Source organism: Shewanella sp. MF05913 (genome assembly GCF_059758095.1).
In genome coordinates, this window is the sequence record NZ_JCAYNT010000001.1 from 534,752 (window position 1) to 558,174 (window position 23,423).

Genomic DNA, 23,423 nt, shown 5'->3' on the forward strand with positions numbered 1-23,423 from the left:
GAGGGTAAAGGAAATGAAAGCAAAATTATTTGTAAGTAAACTTAACCAGATAACAAAAGCACTTATCTCAATGACTCCAGCTCAGAGAGAGATTGTTCACCAGTCAATTCAAGCATTAGATACCGAAATCCCTATAGATGAGCTGATCCAACCACTTTTTGATGCAAAATCGCAGTGTCCACATTGCTATTCAAGTCAGTTCAAAAAGTGGGGGAAAGCAGGTGGAGTACAAAGATATCGCTGCAATAGCTGCAGTAAAACGTTTAATAACAAGACTAATACCCCGCTAGCTCGGCTGCATAAGAGCTACATTTGGGCTGAGTATGCTCACTGTATGGCGTTGCGGTTAACGCTGAGGCAGGCTGCTAGAGTATGTGGTATTAATCTTAAAACTGCCTTTTTATGGCGACATCGTTTTCTTCAGGCTCAGGCAGGGAAAAATGATGACAAACTATCGGGCATTATCGAGGTTGATGAATTCTTTCTTGCCTACTCAGAAAAAGGTAATAAAACACTCAGTTCACCGCAAAAAGCCAGGAAGCGCGGTGGTGATATTGATAAACGAACTAAAGAAGGCCAAGTTGCGGTACTTCTTTGCATTGACCGCAGTAAACACATGATAGCGCCAATTTTATCTGCTGATACGTCTTCAGCAATATCAATTAATCTTACTGAAAACATTGAAGAAAATTCAGTGCTTTGCAGCGATGGCGCATGGGCATATGTGAAGATAGCCAAACAAAAGCGATGTGATCATAAGCGATTGATAAATAGCATAATCAGGGTCATGGATAATATTTACCACATTCAGACTGTCAATGGTGCAATAGCGAATTTTAAGGCTTGGGTAAACGGAAGCATGAAGGGAGTGGCAACAAAATATTTATCGAATTATCTAGCTTGGTTTAAGGAAAGCAGCGCAAAGCTAGATAAACGGCAAATACTGTTATCCGCTTATGGTAGACAACAGTATTATGGAACATAGCCATAAAAATATAGTAAATCGCTATAAAGTAACCACTGATGGTTATGAATACCTAGTGAATCATGGAATTGTAGAGGCATAACAAGCGCGTGTAATCTGACATCCAGCCACTGTCACCTTTTGTGCAAAGAACCGCACAAAAAGCTCCATTAGCCTCCGACAGTTGACACGGGCGTTGAGGCGGTAGATTTACTCTTTGTTAAGAAAATACAGCCTATTGTATTGGTTCCAAATGCATTACCTAGTGCCTTAATAGCGATTACGATTGGTTTCAGGAGCTCGTTTTTTAATTGAATTTGGCTGTTAGAGTTATTCTACATTCTCGTTATTTGTTTTATCTGAGTTTGGTGCAGCTTTTATCATCTATGTTAGGAGAAATATGGTGTCGAGTGTGAAAGAAACCCTCGGGAGGTTATATTTGTGGCAAGTGGCACTTAACAGAATTAATGACCTTTTGGAACTGAGAATTCGAGTTGACCGTTTCTGTGATTCTGGAAGACCAAAGAATATCACTGAACTATATGACGAAGAGCGTGCAAGGTTAAAAATTGGCGTACGACTTGAAGGAGAGGCGTTAGATAATTTTGAAGTTAAGCATGGCTCTGTATTCCCCGATATCCATGATGTTCACCTAATTGATGAATTAATAACCGAAGAAATCATAATCAAATTTTGTACTATTTTTAACGATGGTTATGGGAAGGCTGATGTTATTTCTGGTAATAAAAAAACATTCTGGAAACCCATTCTTGATGATGTGATTTCGGAGGCATTTCCAGCAGATGCTCGAGCAAATTTCGACCAGTTTATCGAGCAGGCTAGAGCATATCGTGACCAGCAGGGAGCACACTTTGACCAAAAAAGTTTTCACGTAAAACATGGTGATAAACAACCTCATGAAGACGGGCTTATATCTCAAGTGGGCTGGACAAGTGCTTTGTTTAGCTTTAACTGGGATTTTGTAGCTGAAACCATTCCTAAGTTTAATAAATCTTTAAATGGTTATATTAGAAAACTACAGCAACAAGCTAATCTCCTTGTATAAGAAGAAAAATCAAACTCAGGAGATTCATTTATAAATGAAACAATAGACCAAATGCCAAATCGACAAACCTAAGGCCTTTTTATTTGGGGCGAAAGATAGGACTTTGAACTCTGGGTTCCTCTTTATTACAAGCAAGCTATCTCTCTTCAAGATTCAAGACTAATACCCAAAAAGTATCATTAGGCAGTGCTGAATAATTATGAGTGTCTTGATTAATCCCCCTGTATCTATATTACTACTCATAATTTTTCATAGTGGCAAAGACGTTATTAACTACCTTTCTGTGTTGCAATCAAAAAAACTTAATTGCCAGCTTCGTGATCCACTTAAATAATTTATCACATCATTTCCACAGCTTTTGTGTTTAAATATTATAGTTGACACTGTCAACCACTTGAGTCATAGTTGATTTTATCAACTATGTTGTTAAAGGGTAACTTCATGAATAGTAAAGCTTCTAAAGACAATCAATATCGAGTCACTATTGAAGAAATAAATACTGAAGAGCCAAGAAAATATAGTCTTTGATTATCAATACCGTGAAGAGCTATTCAATACTATCAAAAACTTAAAACAAGGTAGTGGTTTAGATCCTGATACTGTAACCAAAGTTAGTGTTGCATTACGCATACTTGGGTCACTGATGATACAAAACCATAAGCACGAACTCTTTGTTGATTTCATGCAAAAGCTAAAAAAAAACAGTAAAAGAATCCGTTAACGCTAAGTAAAGCCAAGAGCAAAGATTAAAGAACAAACCAATAAAATAGAGGCAGAAAATTATGGCTATCATCAAACCAACGAATAAATCAGTAGAAAGTTTTAAAGGCCTACATCTTTATCACGCAGATATGTCTAACTGCGCAATGCGAGTGAGATTGGCACTGGAAGAAAAAGGCTTAGAATGGACGAGCCATTTACTTAACCTAATGAAAGGTGAAAATCTAACAAAAGAGTACTTTGGTATTAATCCAAATGGCGTTGTTCCAACCTTGATTGATAACGGTACTGTTATTATCGATTCCGCTGATATTATTGATTATTTAGATAAAAATTTTTCTCCTGGTTCATTACGCCCTTCGTCAGCAAAAGATGAAAAGTCGATGTATAAGTGGATGGCAATGGCAACAGACAACCATTTGTCGATCAAAACCTACATGTATGCAAACTTGGGAAAAATAAGTGGCGGCATGAAGAGAACCGAAGAAGAAATGGTTGAATATAGAAAAAATCAAACCTTTGATAAAGCATTGCTAGCGTTCCATGAGCGCTATAATTCTAGTGAGGGCCTATCTGAGGAAGATATAAATAAAGCGACTGCTGTTGTAGATGCCTGCTTTGAAAAGTTAGATGCTCATCTTAGCAATCATGACTGGTTAGCAGGTGAAGATTTCTCATTGGCCGACATTGCTTGGATCCCACAATTAGTTGTTCTTAAAGCGGCAAACTACCCATTTGAAAATTACCCTAATCTAGAAAAATGGAAAAACGCTATCGTCCAGCGCCCAAGCTTCAAAAAAGCGGTGCTTGATTGGTTGCCTCAGAAAATGAGCTAAATTAAGACACAAAAAGAGCGACACTGATGTCGCTCTTTGTTAAGGGGGTTAAGATGTTGAGAAGGTGTAAATAACTTAGCAAGTCACCTATTAACTTATCAAATTGAAAAACACTGATAAATAACTCCAGTATGGGAGGGTGTAACAGATTCTGTGTAACTGCAATTTAGTTAATATGCTTCAACAATGCCTACAGTATCCAAGATTACTTAATGAAATTGGTTATTAATCTTTAGCAAAATTAGCTGCAACCGCACCCATTACGGCATCTTCGCTTGCACGTAAACGATAATCCTCTGATTGGTCAATCCATACAATTTTGCCGTTCTCATCGATTAATATCGACGTTGGAATAGACATCGGTTTATATTTCATTTTCCAAGGCAGCGGCATAGACATACCAAAAATACTAATCAGCTCATCCGAGGTTGCGCCTAACGCTTTATGATGCTCAACGCCGTATTGTCGGATGATATTTAGTTCAGGATCTGACACCAACATGTGGCTAATATTATCGCGTATTTTGTGGGTTTGTTGTTGTTCAGCGGTATCGTTAGAAATACCGACTATTTGAATATTATATTGATCTAATTGAGGCTTAAGCGCTTCAAACATAACCAGTTCTGCCGAACAATAAGGGCACCATGAGCCTCGATAAAACTTCAATAATGTACGCTTACCTGCCAGTGAGCTAGAGTCAAAGCTTTCAGTGTTAAAGGCCAAAAGATCATCGCCTACCGCGATTTTAATATCACCAATAGGTGTTTCTGCTGTAGAAAGAAGAAAAGTAAATATCGCGCTGGTTAATAATACATAAAGCGCTATGACGATGATAAAAACCGTTGAAGTCACCGGTGTAGGCGTTGTAAAAAGTGTACTTATTGCCCACACCGACGATAAAGAGCTAATGGCCATTGCACTCTTAAGAAACACAGGATTCTTTGCTGCTTTGTTCTGCTTTAATTTAGAAAAGTAATGTACCAATGCAGTATTGAGTAAAACAAAACTGACGATAGAAAGTAGCATATTTTTATGGTCCTAATATTATAAATAATGGGGAGTGATTCTTCATCTCCCACATAAAATCATTCAAGTTATCGTCCAGTTAAACGCTAACAAAGTGGTTTTTATAACGTCCTAGCCAAGTAGTAGCTTTAAGTACTCTTTCTCGGCATCAATTTGCAGGAAGTGACCCGCCTGTTCAATTTTATTGACCGTCACGTTTTTAAATGTATTTAGCAGGATTGAACCAGGACCTTCCCACGGTTGATTTGGATCTTGCATCGCCCAGATCAGGTTGACAGGAAGGTTTACTTTTTTCAATGCTTCCATGTTCGCTAGCGTATCTTCATTAGTTAAACTACGAAGCAGGTCTGCAAATTTAGCTCTACCCGTTTCAGTATTTAGTTTTGAGTCAAGAAATACCGTTTCCAGGACTTCATCAGTTATCTGTTGTTGATTGACAAACGTTGCACGAACCAAAGGGGTAAGTTGTTCTGCAAGCATTCCGGATTTTGCCGCTATTTCATACTGCTGTGCGTTTGCTGCATCAATCAGACCTTGCATTGCCGGTACAGGCCACGTATCTGCTGTTATCGCGTTGGATATGGTTGCTTTTTGAAAGACTGTTTCATTTGCTACCATCAAACCTTGAGCGACACCGCCACCAATATCATGAGCGACAAGCCAGATATTCTTCCAACCTTGCGCGATAATCCAGTCATTCAGTAAATCTGCACTTGCTTGAATACCATACTGGCTTTTATCAGACACTTTTGTTTCACCAAAACCAGGTAAGTCAGGCGCAACAACAAAGTAACCTCGAGCAGATAGCGCTTCAATGACTTTAGTCCAAAGTAATGCATTAGCCGGAATACCATGAATTAATAACGCGACTGGGTTTCCTACCTTGCCTGCTTGAAGTACAGAAATGTCGGCACCATTGACTCGGTATGATTCACGGCTGATTACGTCTGATTTAAATGCTGTCATGTCTTAATCCAATTAGTTATTTAAAATGTTGAAACTCGTAACAAGAAAACAAATTGATTGATTGTCTCTTCGTTGATGGGATGAACTATAAAGCAATATGAACAGTCGTTCAAGTTTATTTTGATCGATCGCTCAATTTGCGATAAAGCAGCATAAGGAACAGTATTATCACCCAACCAGATGGGTTTAATCGCAAGCACCCAACTAGGCTTTCGTTATTATTAACTCAGACAGGTAATCTAAGTTGGCCAGACCTAGACAGTCTATGGTTAGCCTAGAAAATACGCCTTCTCCTGCAAATAAGAAGTGATCACTGTTGTTCACGGGGGGATAAGGCATTTCTGTGCGGAGTTGATCACTCAACCGGTGAGCGTTTTGAGCGTAGGTGTGAGTAGGTCGATTCACGCATTCTTGAATTGGCGACCATTTTTGCTATCGATATCTGTGCTTATGCACTCTTTTTATCAGGGCTGGGAGTCATCATTTGCATGTGGTGTTAAAAATAGATGCTGACAAAGCAAAAAAGTGGTCAGACAAAGAGATACTGATTCAATGGAACAAAGGCTTTAAGGGCTCGTTACTCACACAAAAATACCTATAAGAGGAAGACCTTAACTCATTTGAACTTCAAACGGTTAATGAATGCATTACCGAATACCGTAAACGTTTAATTGATATCAGTTGGTTTATGCGTTCACTCAGTGAGCCCATCGCTAGAATGGCCAATAAAGAAGATAAGTGCACAGGTCGCTGCTGGGAAGGGCGCTTTAAGTCTCAAGCACTACTTGATGAAGCCGCAGTTTTAGCCTGTATGGCTTATATCGATTTAAACCCAGTCAGAGCCAAGATGGCTGCAAATCCTGAAACTTCAGATTACACCAGTATTCAGCGCCGTATCAATTCAGCAATGAAAGGTGAGCAACCATCTGAGCTATTACCGTTTGTGGGTAATGAGCGACTTAATATGCCTAACGGGCTCATGTTCAGCGTGAAAGACTATATTGTACTGGTTGAAGATACTGGTCGGATTATTCGAGAAGATAAGCGTGGTGCCATTAGCTCAAGCAGCCAGGATATACTGAATAGACTCAACATCCCCGCAGAAAATTGGCTTAAAATCACCACAGAGTTCGGCGCATTATTTAAAGATGCTGTCGGTGCCTTACCTGCCTTAACCGAATATTGTGAGTATTTAGACCGAAAACGACGACAAGGCGCGACAAATTGTCAGCGCTGGCTGTGCGCTTAAGTCATCATCCCCAATCAAATTTCAATTCTTCTTATACTTGATTGATATCAAGATTTTCTGCTGCTCCTAACTTCGAAAATAGTTAGTAAACTACTAATTTAAATCTAATGTTTTAGTCATATTGATAGAAAAAGGTGAGTTGAGTATATCGACTATACCTCTCGCCAAGGCCATTGAAACGAGTTATGTTATTTGTTAAAAAATGGCTCCGTTTTTGTTTTATATCGCCCCAACTAATAGTGATTTGAGGATAATTGGATGTTAAGGATTTTGATGCTTTCAACTATCTTAATGGCATTAAGTGGATGTTTGCCAACGACCGATGTTGAAATTAGCTTCAATACTGACAAGTTAAATATTGAACAACAATATATGGCCCTATGCGCTAATCTTAAAGCATTGGGCTTTGTTAGTGATAATTATGAACAAGAAGACGAAAGTGCTAATAAATGTTGGATGGTGGGCAGTTATTACATTGATATGAAGCGTGTTAGTAATGGATTGATAGGGCAATATGTTGAAGTTATGTTCAGGGAAGATGAACAGCAATCAAAGTTAACTTATTCTGAGGTAGGAGATTTTAAAATGACTGACATGGGAGTTGCCCAATTTGAAAAACTGAAGGTCATATTAACCGAGGTTGTAGGAAAGTATCGCATTAAATAAAGTACTTTAACATGGCCGTTGTACCCCTCCGGTGAGTCAAGATATTTCTCTGCGCACCTAATGAAATCAGTTCATAATAATTGATTTTTTTTAACTTCAGGAATAAGGTTAATCTCAGTTAGCAATTGTAGTCTTAGAATACGAAAGCATCTGCAAGCGATTAAATTAAAAGATTATTTTAACTTTTCAATCGAGATTCTGAGTTACTTTTTTTTGGCGAAAGATTGAGGTTTTAACCCTGGGTTCCTCTTTATTACAAGCAAGCTATCCTTCTTCAAGATTCAAGACTAATACCTAAAAAGTATCATTAGGCAGTGCTGATTAATTATGGGTGCCTTGATTAATGCCCACTCATAATCCTCAATCAAATTACAATTCTCCTTATGTTTGATTGATATCAAGGTGTTCTGCTGAATTCTGCAAATGATGAGTAAACCACTAATTTAACGATAATATTTTAGTTGTATCGATAGAAATTAATGAGTTGAGCACGTCTATCGTAACCCTCGTCAAAGTCATGAAACGAGTAATGTTATTCGTTCAAAAATGGGAGACTTCGTTTTTAGTTGTTTGATTTAGAGTTTTGCTTTAAGTAGTTGTTTTTGTTGTGCATTTATTTAAAAAGCTTTCAAAATTGATTGAGCCATTCGTCACTATTGGGTCCAATCACACATTGATTATTAATTCTCATTGCTAAACGTTTCATACAACGAGATGACACATCCGAGAACCCCGTTGCAGGAAGAGTTCGTACTGATTCAACAATGGAACACCAATGAGGCAGTTTTTGTTCCGCAAGGGTGTAATAAACCCACTTACCCGATTTTTCTTGAGTGAGTAGTTTTGCTTTATACAGTATCTTTAAATTCCGCGATACATTGTATTGCGTCTCTTTCGTGACATCCATGGCTTCAGCAAGCGTAATCCGTTGGTCCACATGTATTAGTAACCAAAATAGGCGCAGCCTATTGGGTTCGGCTAGAGCTTTTAAAGCATCTATATATTGTTCATTATCCATCAGTTTTGCTTTTTGTTTGTGAGACTGACAATCATTATAACGACTCCAATTAAGAAAACGATACTTGAATGGCAAGCATGAAAAGTAAGTACCGATGGATCGGCATCAGAAAACAAAGCAAACCAGAAAAAAGGGCAGAAAATTCCGAGTAATGCAATATTTCGACCTACCTTTGTTTGTTCGGACCATTCAGCACCGTTGCAAAGCGCTAACAGTAATCGATACATTTGACTATAAGCGCACCATTTACTGATATTAAACAGTATTTTTTTTATCGTTTTGATGAATGAAATTTGTTGCATTAGAGATATCTCTTATCGTTCAAGGATAAAATTACTGACGCACTGGTTAAAATAAAGTCTATCTTTTTCGCTCGTTCGTTCTGTTAAAGCACGCTCAAATACTGTGGGTGAAAAACGGTTTTCACTAGCATTGATTAATGCTAAAAAAAATGAGAAATTAAATTCAGGATGACCTTGAATCGTTAATACCTGTTTCTTATATCGAGTAAGATAATTGGGGCAAAAATCATTTCCGGCGATAATATCAAAATACTCGGCAGGCTTAATAACTTGATCTTGGTGGATGGCGAGTATTGATATTTTTTCTCCTGTTTTTAGTTGTTCAAAGTCTTTGAATAATGTCACTTCATAAGCACCTAATCCCCAGCCTGCAGGTGTCCGCATGACAATACCACCTAATGCGTGATGGATCATTTGATGTCCAAAACAAATGCCAAAAAGTTTTTTGCCGCGATAGAAAGCGTTATGGAGAAATTTAGCTAGAGGTTTTATCCAATCAACGTCATCATTTACTCCAGTCTGACTTCCACCTATGATAAACCCGTCAAAAGAGTCAGCATTATCTGGCAATTCATTTTTTTGATAGATGTTGAAAACGGTTAAAATTACATCGCCTTTTAAATTCAATTGATTCTGAAGGCAACTTGAATAGCTTCCAAACTCTTCTGTTAAGGGCTCGGGAACATCGCCACATAACAATATTCCAATTTTCATAATCAACTCTGTAAATATTACATGATCAAAGACTCATTGATTTAATGTGTAATAATTAATACTTACATGTAAAAAAGTGAGTCTATTAGGAATAACCAATAATTATTTAGTTAGATGTTAAATAACATATTGAAATAATAAGCCACCGATAATGGCTGTGGTGAGTATAATTGAGACAAAGGCAACAACGGCTTTTGGCTTCAGCACAGCAGAAACAAGTGCAATTTCAGGAAGACTCGCACCAGTCCCCCCGATAATAAGCGCCATAGCTGGACCCATTCCCATACCTTTCACAATCAATACCTTAAGAAGTGGAATAGCCATTTCTATACGTAAATATACAGGGACTCCAATGACGGCGGCAATTAAGACCGAAAACACATTGTCCCCACCAACATACTTTTCAACGAGATCTGCAGATAAATATGCTGCAGATACGCCACTGATCAGAGCGCCAAGCAATACATAAGGGATGATTTTTTTGAATAAAGCCCACGCAAAACGCAGTGCATTAGTCGATTTTGAGGGGATTACTTCAGTCACAGTGAGTGTAGCTGAAGAGTCGCAACCACTATTTATGTTGCCGCATGACGGTAGCGGCTGTGAGGTAGAACAGCTTTGTGTTTTAGCTATTGATGCTGAACAACTTGGAGGGGCGGTTTGGGTTTCTAACTCTCCCCCGCATTTAATTTCATTACGCCAAGGTGTTTTGGTGATAAACCACCCGCCAAAGATTGCAGCCAATAAAGTAATCGCCAAGTAACTTACTGTCACTTTCAATCCGAAGGTGGCGAAAATCATCGCTAATACAATAAAATTACAAAGCGGTGCAGAAATCAAAAAACTCAAAAGAGTACCTAATGACACCCCCATTGTTGCAATTCCCATAGTAACAGGCACAACTGAAGCGCTACAAAAAGGTGTCAACATTCCAAACAGAGCACCTAGTATAGGCCCCCATTTTTCATGTTTAACAAGTTTTTTTTGTAACTTCTCTTGTGGAATGTATTCACGCATAAAGCCTGTTAAAACAGAGACTACTGCTATGACAATAATTAGTGCCCCCCCCAACATGAATGAATTCATTCAATGCAATTGTAATTTTATTTATATCCACGCAGTTGCCTCTTAAAAGTAGAATGAAGTAAAAACGCAATATACGATCACTTGCGCAAGCGTGCAAGTATTGTTTTTATGTATTAATTAACTTCAGCGCTTTTTCGAGAGGGAGTTAATGATTATTGGTGAGGTTGATAAATTTGGAGGTGACGATCAACATTCATTTTTATGTGAACATTGATTATATATTTTTGCTCTAAACTAGTTGGTATCAGCTTAAGTTTTCGTTATGCACATTTGCCAAACAGAAATTTGTTAGCTTATCGAATGCCTGCAAGCGCTATCCCAGAGTGGATTTCGTTATGACAGGCGTCTCCCCCCCTTGGATTTGTAAATAGGGTTGTGAGTTAATCTTTAGTCTGTGTTGGTGTTTGTGTGAAAATCTCATGGCGGCGGATTTTCAACAACTGTAACGCCTGCAGCGCTGGTAACGTTGTAAGTTATCTAGGTAATAGAGGATGTCGAATCGATGGTTTTCTGTGTGACCAGTAAGCTTTCGATTCGCTACGTTGCAGGTTTTTTCATTTTGTTCCTTATACCGACTTTGTCATTTAGACGAAGATATGCCCACCAATAATGCTCTTTTATCGCCTCCCTCAGACAAACAAAGCCGGTAATATTCCAGACAAGTTCTTGGGTTATGCTGACTTGTGTTTTAATCTAAAGTTGTCAGTAACAAACTACATTGGCTGTTTTATGCAAACGGTTACATTAACAATCGAAGGACCCGCAATGAATTTCAGTGATAAACCCGATCGCACATCGTCCAAAGCCCATAAATGGGAAAAATACAAAGGCACAGATATATTGCCTATGTGGATTGCGGATACTGAGTTTCGCTGTGCAGAGCCTATTTTATCTGCTTTACATCAACGCATTGATGACGGCCTCTTTGGTTATACGTTACCGGCACACGATACCGATGCCAGTGAGGCCGTAGTGGCGTGGTGTCAACGTCGGTATAACTGGAAGATTGAGCCTAGTTGGCTAGTTTGGACTCCAGGCGTGGTGCCCGCATTCAATGTGGCTATTGCAGCATATTGCCAAGCAGGTGATACGATTATTGTGCAAACACCCAATTATCCTCCGATATTGGCGGCACCGGCAATCAATAATCTTAATCGAACGTGCATCGGCTCAATAGAAGTAGAAGGGCGCTGGACACTTGATTTTAATGCCTTGGAAGCGGCGGCCGCAGATCCCAAAGCCAGCTTATTTATTATGTGTAATCCAATGAATCCGCTTGGCTCAGTTTTAAACCAGGACGAATTAGATACTATTGCAGCAATATGCAGAAAATATGGCGTCATGGTGTGTTCGGATGAAATACATTGCGATCTCATTTTAGATGACGTGCCGCATTTACCCGCCAGTGCTCACCCAGAGTTGGCTGAGCATTCAGTCACATTAATGGCTGCGAGTAAAACCTTTAATATTGCTGGATTAGGTACCTCTTTCGCGATTATTCCAAACGAACAATTAAGAGACGATTTTAACCATGCAGCCCGTGGTAGATTGCCCTCGGTAACTGTTACTGGTCTTACCGCTACAAATGCAGCCTTTAGACATTGCGATGACTGGCATCAGCAACAAGTGGCGTATTTAATCGAAAACCGCGATTATTTAGTGACTGAAATTAACAAAATTGAAGGGTTAACCGCTATTTCACCCGCAGCGACCTTTTTACTGTGGGTTAATGCCAGCGGTTTGCAAGTCGCCGATACGCAAGCCTGGTGCGAGGCCAAAGGTGTTGGCCCATCAGCGGGCAGAGATTTTGGTGATAAAGACTGCTTTCGCTTAAATTTTGGTTGCTCACGAGATTATTTAGTCGAAGCGATTGAAAAACTCCGAGGTTGAGCCGTTTAACCACCAACTAAATCTGAGTTTCTGGGCAAAAAATTCAATATAAAGTAAAAAGTTGAGGCTTTATCCAGTATTCAATCGTATGACTATAGAATAAGCATTAAAGGAACGTGTTTCACGATGACAATACCAATACAAAACGCTCAAGAAATAGCTAAACGCTCTGCAACATTTGTTGATTCTGTAGCATTACGCCGAACTCCTTCACTTATTAGTGGCACCGTGGAGGATAAGCGCCAGGAAATCGCGCTTTACTTTACCAACACTTTTGATACCTATTCGCAACTGTTTGATTGTTTGCGCGACGATAGCGGCTTTTATCAAAAACCTATCCCTTTGCGCCACCCGCTTATTTTCTATCTTGGGCATACGGCAACGTTTTTCATCAATAAACTAATATTGGCAAAACTGATACCAGAACGGATTAATCCTTACATGGAATCAATTTTTGCGGTGGGTGTTGATGAAATGAGTTGGGATGATTTGTCGGAAGACAGTTATGACTGGCCCAGTGTTGCTGCCGTAAAACAATACCGCGCCAAAGTGCGCACCACAGTATTAAGATTAATTGATAGCTTAGACCTAGTGCTACCCATTGATTGGGAAAATACCTGGTGGCCTATCGTGATGGGAATTGAGCACGAGCGTATTCATCTTGAAACGTCCACGGTACTCATTCGCCAACATGAACTGGCTAAAGTGCAGTCATTGCCCCAATGGCCGGCTTGCAAAGAGACTGGCCAGGCACCCAAAAACACACTGATAAGCGTGGCTGCTGGCTCCGTTAATCTCGGCAAATCCTTTGACAGTGACGTTTATGGCTGGGACAACGAATATGGCCAACATCAGGCTGAGGTAGCCGAATTTAAAGCCAGCCAATATTTAGTCAGTAACCAAGAGTTCCTCGAGTTTGTTGAGGCGGGGGGTTATGAGCAAAATAGTTTTTGGAGTGATGAAGGCCTTGCTTGGCGGCAGTTTACTGAGGCGAAACACCCGACTTTTTGGCGTTGGCACAATGGCTGGCGTTTACGCCTGATGACCGAAGAAATTGATATGGCTTGGGATTGGCCTGCTGAAGTTAACTATCATGAAGCAAAAGCGTTTTGTGAATGGAAAACAGTAGCGACAGGGCAACAGATCCGCATGCCAACTGAAGATGAATGGCATCGTCTGTGTTCACAAGCCGGCGTTGAAGAATTAGGTGATAGCAAGGCCGATGCTAACTTGCATCTTGACCATTTTGCATCATGTTGCCCAGTTACGCGCCATCAACACGGCGATTGGTTTGATGTGGTTGGTAACGTGTGGCAATGGACCGAAACGCCGATATATCCTTTTGATGATTTTAAAGTACACCCACTTTATGATGATTTCACCACGCCGACGTTTGATGGTAAACACAATTTGATCAAAGGCGGGTCATGGATTTCAAGTGGTAACGAAACACGCCTTAGTGCACGTTATGCGTTTAGGCGTCACTTCTTTCAGCATGCCGGGTTTCGCTATATTGCCTCGAGTGTTGAGGCTAAGTCGCCTAAGGCTTACTACGAAAGTGATCAGTTGTTGTCAGAATATGCAGAGTTTCACTTTGGTGACACCTGGTATGGCGTAGAGAACTTTCCTAAAGCTTTAGCCGATATTGCTCTTGAAGCTATGAAGGGTAAACCTACCGCTAAAGCGCTCGATTTAGGCTGCGCGTGTGGCAGAGCCAGTTTTGAATTAGCGCGTCAGTTTGATGACGTAGACGGTGTTGATTTTTCAGCAAACTTTACTAATCTGGCGGCTAAAATGGCGCAACAAGGCGCAGTGCGTTACGCCCGGGCTGAAGAAGGCGAGTTGGTGAGTTATCATACTCGTACCCTGCAAGAACTTGGGTTGGACGCATATGCAAACCGTGTTGCATTTCATCAAGGTGATGCCTGTAACCTTAAACCTCAATTTACGGCTTATGATTTAGTTCTCGCCGCTAATTTGATTGATAGGCTTTACCAGCCGAGCCGTTTTTTAGCGGATATTGCGCAGCGTATCAATGATGGCGGCTTGCTTATTATTGCATCGCCTTATACGTGGTTAGAAGAGCATACACCCAAGGAAGAGTGGATAGGGGGTTTCAAAAAAGATGGCGAAAACTACAGCACATTAGATGGCTTGAAAGATCAACTATCAAGCCACTTTACGTTAGTGGGTGAACCGCAAAAAGTCCCGTTTGTGATCCGTGAAACTCAGCATAAGTTTCAGCATACCTTGTCAGAACTTACGATTTGGCAGCGTTTGCCACGCTGATAAGCGCCTCAATTTCTACAGCTATCTCTTTGTGGTCTACCAGTTGTTCAAACCAACTGGCGGCCACAGTATCGCTTTGCAGTCCAATCAAGGTTCCCAGTACGATGCCGCGATGTACATTGTCACCGCCTAAATTGGTATTTACTCGCAGTGCTTGCCAAGGATCATCTTGGTATTTATAAGCCAGATACAAGACGATAGGCCAGGAATCTGAAATATAACACGCCCTTGAAAACACCAGGCCGATAACCTGACTGTCGGGCAGATTACGTTTTAACAGACCGGCTAAATGGGTACTCGTTAAGCCTATACTGGCTTCAAGTAAAAGTGCTTTAATGCTGACTTCATCAGGTCCTTCCATCAGAGCACACAACAGTTGCACATAGCTATCACACACCCGCATTAAGGATTCATCGGGATGGGTTAAGGCCAAATTTGCTCGGCAGGCAATCTTTATATCAGTTTCGTTTATGCCCTTAAGCCGTTCTGAAAAAACCAAAGGCGCTATGGTTACTAATGCACCAATGGATGCGGTGTCGTGCGTTATCATGGCACAATTTTCAGGCTCGCGACCTTGCGCCAAATTAGCAAAAAATCCTCGATGGTAAGATTCTGCATAAGTATCAGGATGAGCGGCGGGGGACTTCGTCATAAAGTCAATGTAGGCATTAACAAATTCATGTCGGTCATCGGGTTGTGACGAGCTCGCGAGGGTGCGCATTAAGACTCGAGCGCAATGGGCATTGAGAGTGTTTTCACCTGCCTGCATGCCTTGATGATAATGCACATTCGGTGTGTCCCAAAACTGCGCTTTATCTTTTAAAATAATATCACCGACTACTTGTGGCGGCTGATCTTTAACTGCATGTCCCTTAGACGCATGCCCTTTAGACAAACCATTAGTCGATTGTCGCCCTCCTTTGTGTTTGGAGTGCAACGACATAATCGATGAAGGATGAAATTCTGGTGCAGCTTCAAAGCGTTGAATACCACCAGTAAAAGCACGCTCTATTTCCATTGGTTGATAATACCAATGTACTGGCATGGCTAAAGCGTCAGCAATAAAACTTGTTTTTAGTGCCCAGGTTACGCGAAGTTTCTGAGAAGGGGGGGTTATTCATAGTAATGCCTCAATCACATGGTAAAAATAATTTGTATCTGCATTTGACTCTATAACATCAGATTCTCAAGCATTCGATTTACAGCAATAGATTCAGTAACAATCGACTCAACAACCATCGACTCAACAACCATCGACACCTAACATTAGTCTGCGAAGCATAGATTGTGAATCGATAACAAATCGATAGTTTTGACGATGTGAATATTGATTAAAAACGTATGTGGATACACTGAATACGTAATTGATACTAATCTAGATGTTTTTTATGGCCATACCTCGGAAATTATTTACAGGCTTTTATTTATGGGGGCTTATTTACAGCGGCTTACAGGTCGCTAAACCATCGCTTATTAAAGATGAACTGTATAAATTTTGATAACTTGTTGGTTTATAGTTTACCCAATTACTCGTACTGATATACTCAGCTTTATCCCAATTGTTATCATAATGTGTGCCAATGCCAGTTATCACTCCTAACTTACCCCGTAGCCCTAGTTTTTTGCAGTCTCTTATCTGTTTTAGCGTGATTATCATCACCATTGCAGGAGGGCTTTTTGGTCTAGGGATCAGCCTGCATATACTGATGTTTTTGTGTCTTTTATGGGTAGGACTTAACGCTTTTAGTCTTGGCTATGGCTATATACACATACGTGAGTTAATGACAAATGCGTTGAGCAAAGCGATGCCTGCCATCTATATCTTTATATTGATCGGCATGGTGATAGCCAGTTTTATGCACAGTGGCACCATCGCGACGCTGATTTATTATGGCCTTAGCTGGTTGAGTCCAAGTGTGTTTTTGGCTGTTGGTTTATTATTGTGCGCCTTGATGTCGGTCGCAACCGGAACCTCTTGGGGTACCGTTGGCACGTTAGGCGTGGTTTTTATTGGCATCGGCTCTGCGATGAATATCCCGCTGCCGTTAGTTGCCGGTATGATTGTTTGCGGTGCAACGTTCGGTGATAAAATGTCACCGATTTCAGATACCACAAACCTCGCCGCAATGAGTGCTGGCACTGATATTTATCGACATATTTATTCTATGCTGTTCACCACTACGCCTACTTTTATCCTTACATTCATCATATTTTTAGTGATCGGATTTAACTATGGTGAGCAAAATCTTGATTTAACAGAAGTCACTTCAATTCAAACGGCACTTGCCAACACTTACAGCCTCACGCCACTGATTACCTTATTACCCCTAATTTTACTTGCAGTATTGAGCATTAGAAAAGTGCCTGCAGAAGTGACGATGTCATGCAGCATTATACTTGCCGTGCTCATCGCCATTTTTTATCAAGGAGAGAGTGCTATCTCCGTGCTTAATGCGCTGTGGGAAAATACGCCCGAATCAACGGGTATCGCCAATGTAGATGCTTTACTTGGTCGCGGTGGCATTAGCAGCATGAGCTGGACCTTATTGCTGGCGTTAATGGCTATCGCGCTAGGCGGTATTTTGCACGGGGCGGGATTTCTCAACGCACTATTAGCGGGCATCATAAAAAGAGTGCAACGCACCGCTACCCTTATTGCAACGACGATTATGTCGGGTTTTTTAGGTAACATTGCCATGGGTGAAGCCTATATTTCGATTATTCTAAGTTGCCAACTGTTTAAGCCTAAATATGAACAACAAAATTTAGAGCCCGCCATTCTTTCGCGCTCAGTGGAAGAAGGGACCACGATGACCACAGCCCTTATTCCGTGGACTACGGCCGGTGCCTTTTATACCGCGACGCTAGGGGTGGACGTGCTTGATTACGCGCCTTATGCATTTTTCAACTACCTCAATGCCATTATTGCAGTGGCAATGGCTTCTGTCGGCATTGGTTTACTCAAACCTAAAACCGAACCCGCTTAGGCTGTGTTTACTTCAAGGGAGTGATAGTCACATCGCTGACGATGGTCATTATTTTTCTGAATGACTCACCGGTTTTTGCGCTTGACCATTCAGTCCTGCGCCTTGTTTAAGCCCTTTTAAACTCTAGCAGAGTCATCACTTATTAACGCGGAGTGGTATAGCCTAAAACCTAATATCAATTGTTGTAGCAGAATTAGGTAGACACGTTAATCAAGATTGACTCAGGAACTGTTACAGGGGCAATGCCCCTATTTTTATATAAGTTGGGCTGTTAATAACGTATACTTTACCCATATTTTGTCAGCTAAATATTTACACAGTAAGAACGTCTTCTTTAATGTAAATCAAACCGCTGCACAAATGATGAAGTTCAAATCCCCTTGTATTTTATTACAGTTTAATTAGTACCACTCAAAAATGGAGTTGGTCTTCATATTCGTGATTACGAATAGGTAAACCTTTTAATTATGAAATTTAAATCAAAAAAATACAGTATCGACTCAACTGATTATCAAGTTGGTCAAGATAATATTTTAAAGTGGGGCATGGATGTCCACAACACCGTGTTCACCGTTTCTGTCGGTTTATCCATTTTATTTATTGTGGCCCTGCTGGTTTTCCCTCCCGCAGATGCCAAAGCTGCCATTGATTCAGTCAAGGCAGCCGCGCTATCTCACTTTGACTTCGTGTTCATGTGGACTGCGAACATAATGCTCATTTTTGCACTTGTGATAGCCTTTTCCCCATTAGGCAAAATTCGCTTGGGCGGTGATAGCGCCACCACTGATTACTCGACAGTATCTTGGATATCCATGCTATTTGCCGCAGGTATGGGTATTGGCCTTATTTTCTGGGGCGTAGCAGAGCCTACTGCGTTTTACACCGATTGGTTTGGCACCCCGCTCGGCGTGGCACCTTTTACACCTGAAGGTCGCGAATTAGCGCTCGGCGCCTCGTTATTCCACTGGGGTTTTCATGCTTGGGCTATTTACGGCATGACTGCGCTCTCATTGGCGTATTTTGTATATAACAAGGGCTTACCTCTGTCTATGCGCTCGGTTTTCTATCCTATACTCGGTGATAGAGTCTGGGGGAAAACTGGTGATGTCATCGACATTATGGCGGTACTGGTTATATTGTTTGGTCTTGCAACGTCACTGGGTTTAGGTGGTTCTCAAGCGGCCAGCGGTATAAGCCATGTGTTTGGTTTTGAAAATAGTATTTTTCTGCAACTGACGATTATTCTGCTCATTATGGGGCTGGCTATTCTCTCTGTGGTGCGTGGCATGGATGGCGGGGTTAAACTGTTGAGTAACATCAACATGATTATTGCCTTTATATTCCTTGGCTTTATCAGCATTCTTAATTTCACGACTGTGCTTGATTCATTGGTAACAGGCGTTGTCGGTTACGTCAAAAACATCATACCACTGAGCCAGAATTCTGGCCGTGAAGACACCACCTGGTTACACGGTTGGACAGTATTCTACTGGGCCTGGTGGATAGCGTATGCACCTTTCTTTGGTATGTTTGTCGCGCGAATTTCACGTGGCCGCACCGTACGTGAGTTTCTGGCATGTGTGTTGATTATCCCTACTTTAGTGACGACTGCTTGGATGTCTTTTTTTGGTGGCATCGCGATTCAACAAATCATTGATAAGGTTGGCCAGCTAGGGACCGAGCAAGGTATTACCGACGTTTCATTGAGTTTGTTCTACATGCTTGATGCTTATCCAATGGGTGATATTTTGTCCATTATTGCGGTTATACTGATTATTGTGTTCTTTGTGACGACCTTAGATTCAGGCTCCATTGTGGTTGATAGTATGACTGCAGGTGGTAAGTTAGAATTACCGATGAAGCAAAAGATAGTGTGGGCGGTTATCTCTGCGGTAATCGCTATGGTGATGTTGTGGATTGGCGGTACTGACTCTATTCAAGCACTTCAGTCGGTGACTATTATCGCAGCACTTCCGTTTGCTATTATTTTAATACTCGCTTGTATTAGCTTAGTGCTCGGTATGTTTACTGAGGTAAAACGCCGCAGTTAAGTCGTAATCAATCCACTTAACGACTCTACTGTGAAGGGGGGCTTATCAAGATACATTATTGATAAGCCCTTTTTTTAGTCTTGAATGTAGGCCACTATTTAAATAATGTGGCAGTGGCAGTGAGAGTGATATTAAGATTCACCATACAAAACTAGGTTGTCTATGTTTACGATACTGACATTTTTTACTGTGTTAATGTTACTGGCGACTTTACTGCCTCTTTCACGGCATCCGCATTGGATTGTCAGGAGTATGGATTTTCCCCGATTCCAATTGTCTATATTCGCCACAATACTATTAATCGCTAATATTGCTTTTCTCGACATTCACCTGCTAAGTACGCAGATATTGGTTGTGGCCACCACGTTATGCTTAATGTGGCAGCTCAGCTGGATATTCCCTTATACCTTTTTATTTCCCAAAGAGGTTAAAACGTCCACTGAATTTGGTGTTGATAAGCAACTTAGTATTATCACTGCTAATGTACTCACGCCCAATCGTAATGCCGACGCATTGATCCAATTAGTCAACGAGCATAAGCCCGATGTACTGGTCACACTTGAATCAGACCAATGGTGGCAAGACAAGCTCAAGGTATTAGAAACAGACATGCCTTACAGCATTAAATGTCCGCTTGATAACCTTTATGGCATGCACGTTTATTCACGATTGCCTTTAGGCGATCAACAAATATGTTATTTGGTTGAGAAGGATGTGCCATCAATACATGCCACATTAACCTTACGCACCACAGACCATATTCGGATGCACTTTCTCCACCCCGCACCGCCAAGCCCAACCGAAAATATTGAATCGGCAGAGCGAGATGCTGAATTAGTCATCGTAGCGAGAAGTGTCGCAGACAGCGATCTGCCCGTGATTGTCACCGGCGATCTTAATGATGTCGCTTGGTCTGCCACCACTCGACTTTTTCGTAAAATGAGTGGGTTGCTTGATCCGCGTGTTGGCCGTGGAGCATTTAACACTTTTCATGCCGATTACTTCTTTATGCGCTGGCCATTAGATCATTTATTTCACAGCCAACATTTTACCTTGCAGCACATTCAACGTTTACCTTCGATTGGTTCGGATCATTTTCCTTTATTGACTAGGTTGTCTTTTACTCCGTCGCAAAGTAACCAACAACAAGGTATTGACGCGGGAGTGTCTGAGCATGAGTGGGCCAAAGATATTACCGCAGAGCAAAAAGTGAACAAACATGATGTACCAAAGCCTGGTGAGGCACCATAAGCATCGATAGCGACAATGGTTACCTATATTCAAGATATTATCTCAGTAAGCGATTATGCCTGATTGATTCATAGTAATTCTTAATGAGTGATGGTGATTAATTATTGGTGATTAATTAAACGAGGCGTACAGTAATAGAGTTGATCAAGATCAAGCGTATTGTTTCTCTGTGGGCCTAAACTCATTAGTATTAAGCTGTCTGACGTTCCGTTGCAAACGTGTTTTTGTTAGGGGATAACATGAATTTTAAAGACTATTACACGGTATTGGGCATCGATCCGCAAGCGGATATTAAAGCGGTAAAAGCCGCATATAAAAAGCTGGCGGTAAAATATCATCCCGATGTCAGTAAACATGCTGATGCAGAAGCGAAATTTAAAGAAATTGGTGAAGCTTATGCGGTATTAAATAATACTAAAAAGCGTGCTGAATATGATGAAGTACGTCATCATCATCTCAATAGGCCACACAACAACGATGCCGATCAAGCTGGTGGGCAAAATTGGGGACAACAGCAAAGTGATCCTCAAAACGATCAAGAGTTTGCTGATTTCTTTAATTCAATTTTTGGGGCTCGCCATTCAGGTTTTGACTCTCGTCATTCAGGCTTTGACCCTAACCAACAACATCATGGTCGTCAATCTCAACACGCTAAAGGCCAGGATATCGAAATGGAGTTTCCGATGTTTCTTGAAGAAACATTGACCGATTCCCTTAAGCCTGTCTCGTTTACCCTACAACAACGCGATGCTCATGGTCAGGTTGTTGAACATCCTAAATCCTTAAAAGTGAACATTCCAGCCGGTGTGAGTAATGGCGAGCGCATTCGCCTAAAAGGCCAAGGCGGACCTGGGCAAACCAAAGCCGATAATGGCGATTTGTATTTAAAAATTCGTTATGCGCCTCATCCTTTATTCGACGTTGATGGTCGAAATTTGACTATAGTCGTGCCACTGGCACCTTGGGAAGCCGTGTTAGGTACCAAGGTTAAACTGCCGACCTTAACCGGGCATATTCAATTGAGTATTCCAGCCAATAGTCAATCTGGGCAGCGGTTGCGTATAAAAGGTAAAGGGTTGTTGAGTAAAAAAGAGCAGGGTGATTTATTTGCGGTGCTTAAAATCGTGGTGCCGACGGTATCAGACGATACAAGCAAACCTTTGTGGACTGAATTAGCTGAAAAAAATACATTCGACCCTCGTGCCAGTTGGAGTAAATAACGATGCTGCAGATTAATATAAGCGAACAAGATTGTTGGTTGAGTAGTGATGAACTGTGTGAATGCAGCGACATTAGCTCAGCGTTATTACTTGAGCTTGTAGAGCACAGTATTGCGATTCCGCTGCAGGGCGAGGTAATAGAGCAATGGCAATTTAGTGTTGAAAATTTACATCAAGTTAAAAAAGCCACGCGCATTCAACGTGATTTGGCGCTCGACTGGAGTGGAATTGGTTTAATTTTGCAATTACTCGATGAAAGAGATCAACTAGAGCATGAAGTGCATAGGCTTAAACAGCAGTTAAGTCGCTTTAAAATATAGTTAACCAGCATGGCTACAGCTGGGTATTGCAACCGATGCCGATGATTCATTCATCGGCTTTTTTATTCATATAGCGGTTCAGTTATACCCATAAATTTTTAATCGCTGTATCGGGGCTAAAATGATATTTAATTTGAGCCTGCAATAATTCAGCAGTGGCTATCGCATCAGTTAATGCATCATGAGGAGCATAAGCCGGCAAGTGATAACGTTCACGACTATTAGCAAGCCGAATGGAATGTGGACGCTTTCGCTTAAAGAAATTAAATAACCCCTGAGATTTCGCCCGATGCAAATTGGCTTCAATTTGCATCGTATCGATTACCGGAAAAACTATGCCTTCGTTAATCAACATGCGTAATGTGTGATCGAGAAAATCGCGTTCAATATGTCGATAATGTACCACGACGACTTTTCCGGCTAATTCATTTAAAAGCTGCTCTAAAATCAACAAAAGATCGGGTGCACCTTGTAAGTCTGAATGGGTGATACCGTGAATAATAATAGAGTTTTCTTGGAGTTTATCTTTTGGGTTGAGATACCATTGTTTTGCTTTATTGCAGAATATACGTTGCAAATTAAATGGCACTAAACCAATGCTAATGATGCTATTTTTCTCTGAGTCTAAGCCTGTTGTTTCAAAATCAAGCGCAACAAACTCAATATCACTTAATGGTGTTTCATTTTGATACGTTCCAGCGTGGTAAAAATCAAACAAGCGTCTATCTTTACTTTTTTGCATTTTTAATTCGAGAAAGGCTTGCCAGTTTACAATCTCCTGTTTACTGAAATTTGTCATGAG

At 40.9% G+C, this 23,423-nt stretch carries 19 protein-coding genes and 1 pseudogene; 13 read left to right on the forward strand and 7 right to left on the reverse strand.

What is annotated here, in order from left to right:
- The first annotated feature begins 13 nt into the window (after positions 1-13).
- The 4 genes from AC19MV_RS02395 (at position 14) to AC19MV_RS02410 (ending at position 3,586) form a co-directional block, all read left to right on the forward strand.
- Complete coding sequence (locus AC19MV_RS02395) at positions 14-985, forward strand: IS1595 family transposase (protein ID WP_498305565.1); 972 nt, start codon at positions 14-16, stop codon at positions 983-985.
- 391 nt (positions 986-1,376) lie between these two features.
- Entirely contained in the window at positions 1,377-2,030 is a 654-nt protein-coding gene (locus AC19MV_RS02400; protein WP_498305567.1) for a hypothetical protein, read from the forward strand.
- Between the two features lie 517 nt (positions 2,031-2,547).
- Positions 2,548-2,751: a DUF3861 family protein gene (locus AC19MV_RS02405; RefSeq protein WP_498305812.1), complete on the forward strand. Its 204-nt coding sequence runs from the start codon at positions 2,548-2,550 to the stop codon at positions 2,749-2,751.
- A 61-nt stretch (positions 2,752-2,812) separates the two neighbouring features.
- A complete protein-coding gene (locus AC19MV_RS02410; RefSeq protein ID WP_498305569.1) occupies positions 2,813-3,586 on the forward strand; it encodes a glutathione S-transferase family protein in 774 nt (257 codons plus the stop codon).
- A gap of 225 nt (positions 3,587-3,811) precedes the next feature.
- Here the strand turns inward: AC19MV_RS02410 and AC19MV_RS02415 are convergent, their stop codons facing one another.
- Together AC19MV_RS02415 and AC19MV_RS02420 are read right to left on the reverse strand one after the other, a co-directional pair.
- Entirely contained in the window at positions 3,812-4,612 is an 801-nt protein-coding gene (locus tag AC19MV_RS02415; RefSeq protein ID WP_498305571.1) for a peroxiredoxin family protein, read from the reverse strand.
- Positions 4,613-4,723: 111 nt separating this feature from the next.
- Positions 4,724-5,578 carry an alpha/beta fold hydrolase gene (locus AC19MV_RS02420; protein ID WP_498305573.1) on the reverse strand — a complete coding sequence of 285 codons (855 nt, stop codon included), beginning with the start codon at positions 5,576-5,578 and terminating at the stop codon, positions 4,724-4,726.
- Positions 5,579-5,822: 244 nt separating this feature from the next.
- On the opposite strand from AC19MV_RS02420, the pseudogene AC19MV_RS02425 reads away from it, so the two are divergent.
- Together AC19MV_RS02425 and AC19MV_RS02430 are read left to right on the forward strand one after the other, a co-directional pair.
- A pseudogene (locus AC19MV_RS02425) lies at positions 5,823-6,827 on the forward strand (transposase).
- A gap of 273 nt (positions 6,828-7,100) precedes the next feature.
- Positions 7,101-7,493 carry a hypothetical protein gene (locus AC19MV_RS02430; RefSeq protein ID WP_498305575.1) on the forward strand — a complete coding sequence of 131 codons (393 nt, stop codon included), beginning with the start codon at positions 7,101-7,103 and terminating at the stop codon, positions 7,491-7,493.
- Between the two features lie 628 nt (positions 7,494-8,121).
- On the opposite strand, the gene AC19MV_RS02435 is transcribed toward AC19MV_RS02430, so the two are convergent.
- The 3 genes from AC19MV_RS02435 to AC19MV_RS02445 form a co-directional block, all read right to left on the reverse strand.
- Positions 8,122-8,511 carry an ArsR/SmtB family transcription factor gene (locus AC19MV_RS02435; RefSeq protein WP_498305576.1) on the reverse strand — a complete coding sequence of 130 codons (390 nt, stop codon included), beginning with the start codon at positions 8,509-8,511 and terminating at the stop codon, positions 8,122-8,124.
- Positions 8,512-8,825: 314 nt separating this feature from the next.
- On the reverse strand, positions 8,826-9,527 hold the full coding sequence (locus AC19MV_RS02440; RefSeq protein ID WP_498305577.1) for a type 1 glutamine amidotransferase: 702 nt from the start codon (positions 9,525-9,527) through the stop codon (positions 8,826-8,828).
- A gap of 117 nt (positions 9,528-9,644) precedes the next feature.
- The gene (locus tag AC19MV_RS02445; protein ID WP_498305579.1) at positions 9,645-10,601 is read right to left on the reverse strand and encodes a permease; all 957 of its coding nucleotides are present in this window, start codon (positions 10,599-10,601) and stop codon (positions 9,645-9,647) included.
- A gap of 777 nt (positions 10,602-11,378) precedes the next feature.
- Here AC19MV_RS02445 and AC19MV_RS02450 point away from each other — a divergent pair.
- Entirely contained in the window at positions 11,379-12,503 is a 1,125-nt protein-coding gene (locus tag AC19MV_RS02450; protein ID WP_498305581.1) for a MalY/PatB family protein, read from the forward strand.
- 126 nt (positions 12,504-12,629) lie between these two features.
- Positions 12,630-14,792: a 5-histidylcysteine sulfoxide synthase gene (ovoA, locus tag AC19MV_RS02455; RefSeq protein ID WP_498305583.1), complete on the forward strand. Its 2,163-nt coding sequence runs from the start codon at positions 12,630-12,632 to the stop codon at positions 14,790-14,792.
- Here the strand turns inward: ovoA and AC19MV_RS02460 are convergent.
- The gene (locus tag AC19MV_RS02460) at positions 14,764-15,909 is read right to left on the reverse strand and encodes an ADP-ribosylglycohydrolase family protein (RefSeq protein WP_498305813.1); all 1,146 of its coding nucleotides are present in this window, start codon (positions 15,907-15,909) and stop codon (positions 14,764-14,766) included. The genes ovoA and AC19MV_RS02460 overlap by 29 nt on opposite strands.
- 463 nt (positions 15,910-16,372) lie before the next feature.
- Here AC19MV_RS02460 and nhaC point away from each other — a divergent pair, with 463 nt between their 5' ends.
- The 5 genes from nhaC (at position 16,373) to AC19MV_RS02485 (ending at position 22,621) form a co-directional block, all read left to right on the forward strand.
- Positions 16,373-17,779, forward strand: a complete 1,407-nt coding sequence (nhaC, locus tag AC19MV_RS02465) for a Na+/H+ antiporter NhaC (RefSeq protein WP_498305585.1) — start codon at positions 16,373-16,375, stop codon at positions 17,777-17,779.
- A 467-nt stretch (positions 17,780-18,246) separates the two neighbouring features.
- Positions 18,247-19,830: a BCCT family transporter gene (locus AC19MV_RS02470; protein WP_498305587.1), complete on the forward strand. Its 1,584-nt coding sequence runs from the start codon at positions 18,247-18,249 to the stop codon at positions 19,828-19,830.
- Positions 19,831-20,082: 252 nt separating this feature from the next.
- Complete coding sequence (locus tag AC19MV_RS02475) at positions 20,083-21,081, forward strand: endonuclease/exonuclease/phosphatase family protein (protein WP_498305588.1); 999 nt, start codon at positions 20,083-20,085, stop codon at positions 21,079-21,081.
- 239 nt (positions 21,082-21,320) lie between these two features.
- Positions 21,321-22,301 carry a DnaJ C-terminal domain-containing protein gene (locus AC19MV_RS02480; RefSeq protein WP_498305590.1) on the forward strand — a complete coding sequence of 327 codons (981 nt, stop codon included), beginning with the start codon at positions 21,321-21,323 and terminating at the stop codon, positions 22,299-22,301.
- Positions 22,302-22,303: 2 nt separating this feature from the next.
- The gene (locus tag AC19MV_RS02485; protein WP_160052348.1) at positions 22,304-22,621 is read left to right on the forward strand and encodes a chaperone modulator CbpM; all 318 of its coding nucleotides are present in this window, start codon (positions 22,304-22,306) and stop codon (positions 22,619-22,621) included.
- An 82-nt stretch (positions 22,622-22,703) separates the two neighbouring features.
- Here AC19MV_RS02485 and AC19MV_RS02490 read toward each other — a convergent pair whose 3' ends face one another.
- Positions 22,704-23,420: a 3'-5' exonuclease gene (locus tag AC19MV_RS02490; RefSeq protein ID WP_498305592.1), complete on the reverse strand. Its 717-nt coding sequence runs from the start codon at positions 23,418-23,420 to the stop codon at positions 22,704-22,706.
- Positions 23,421-23,423 lie beyond the last annotated feature (3 nt).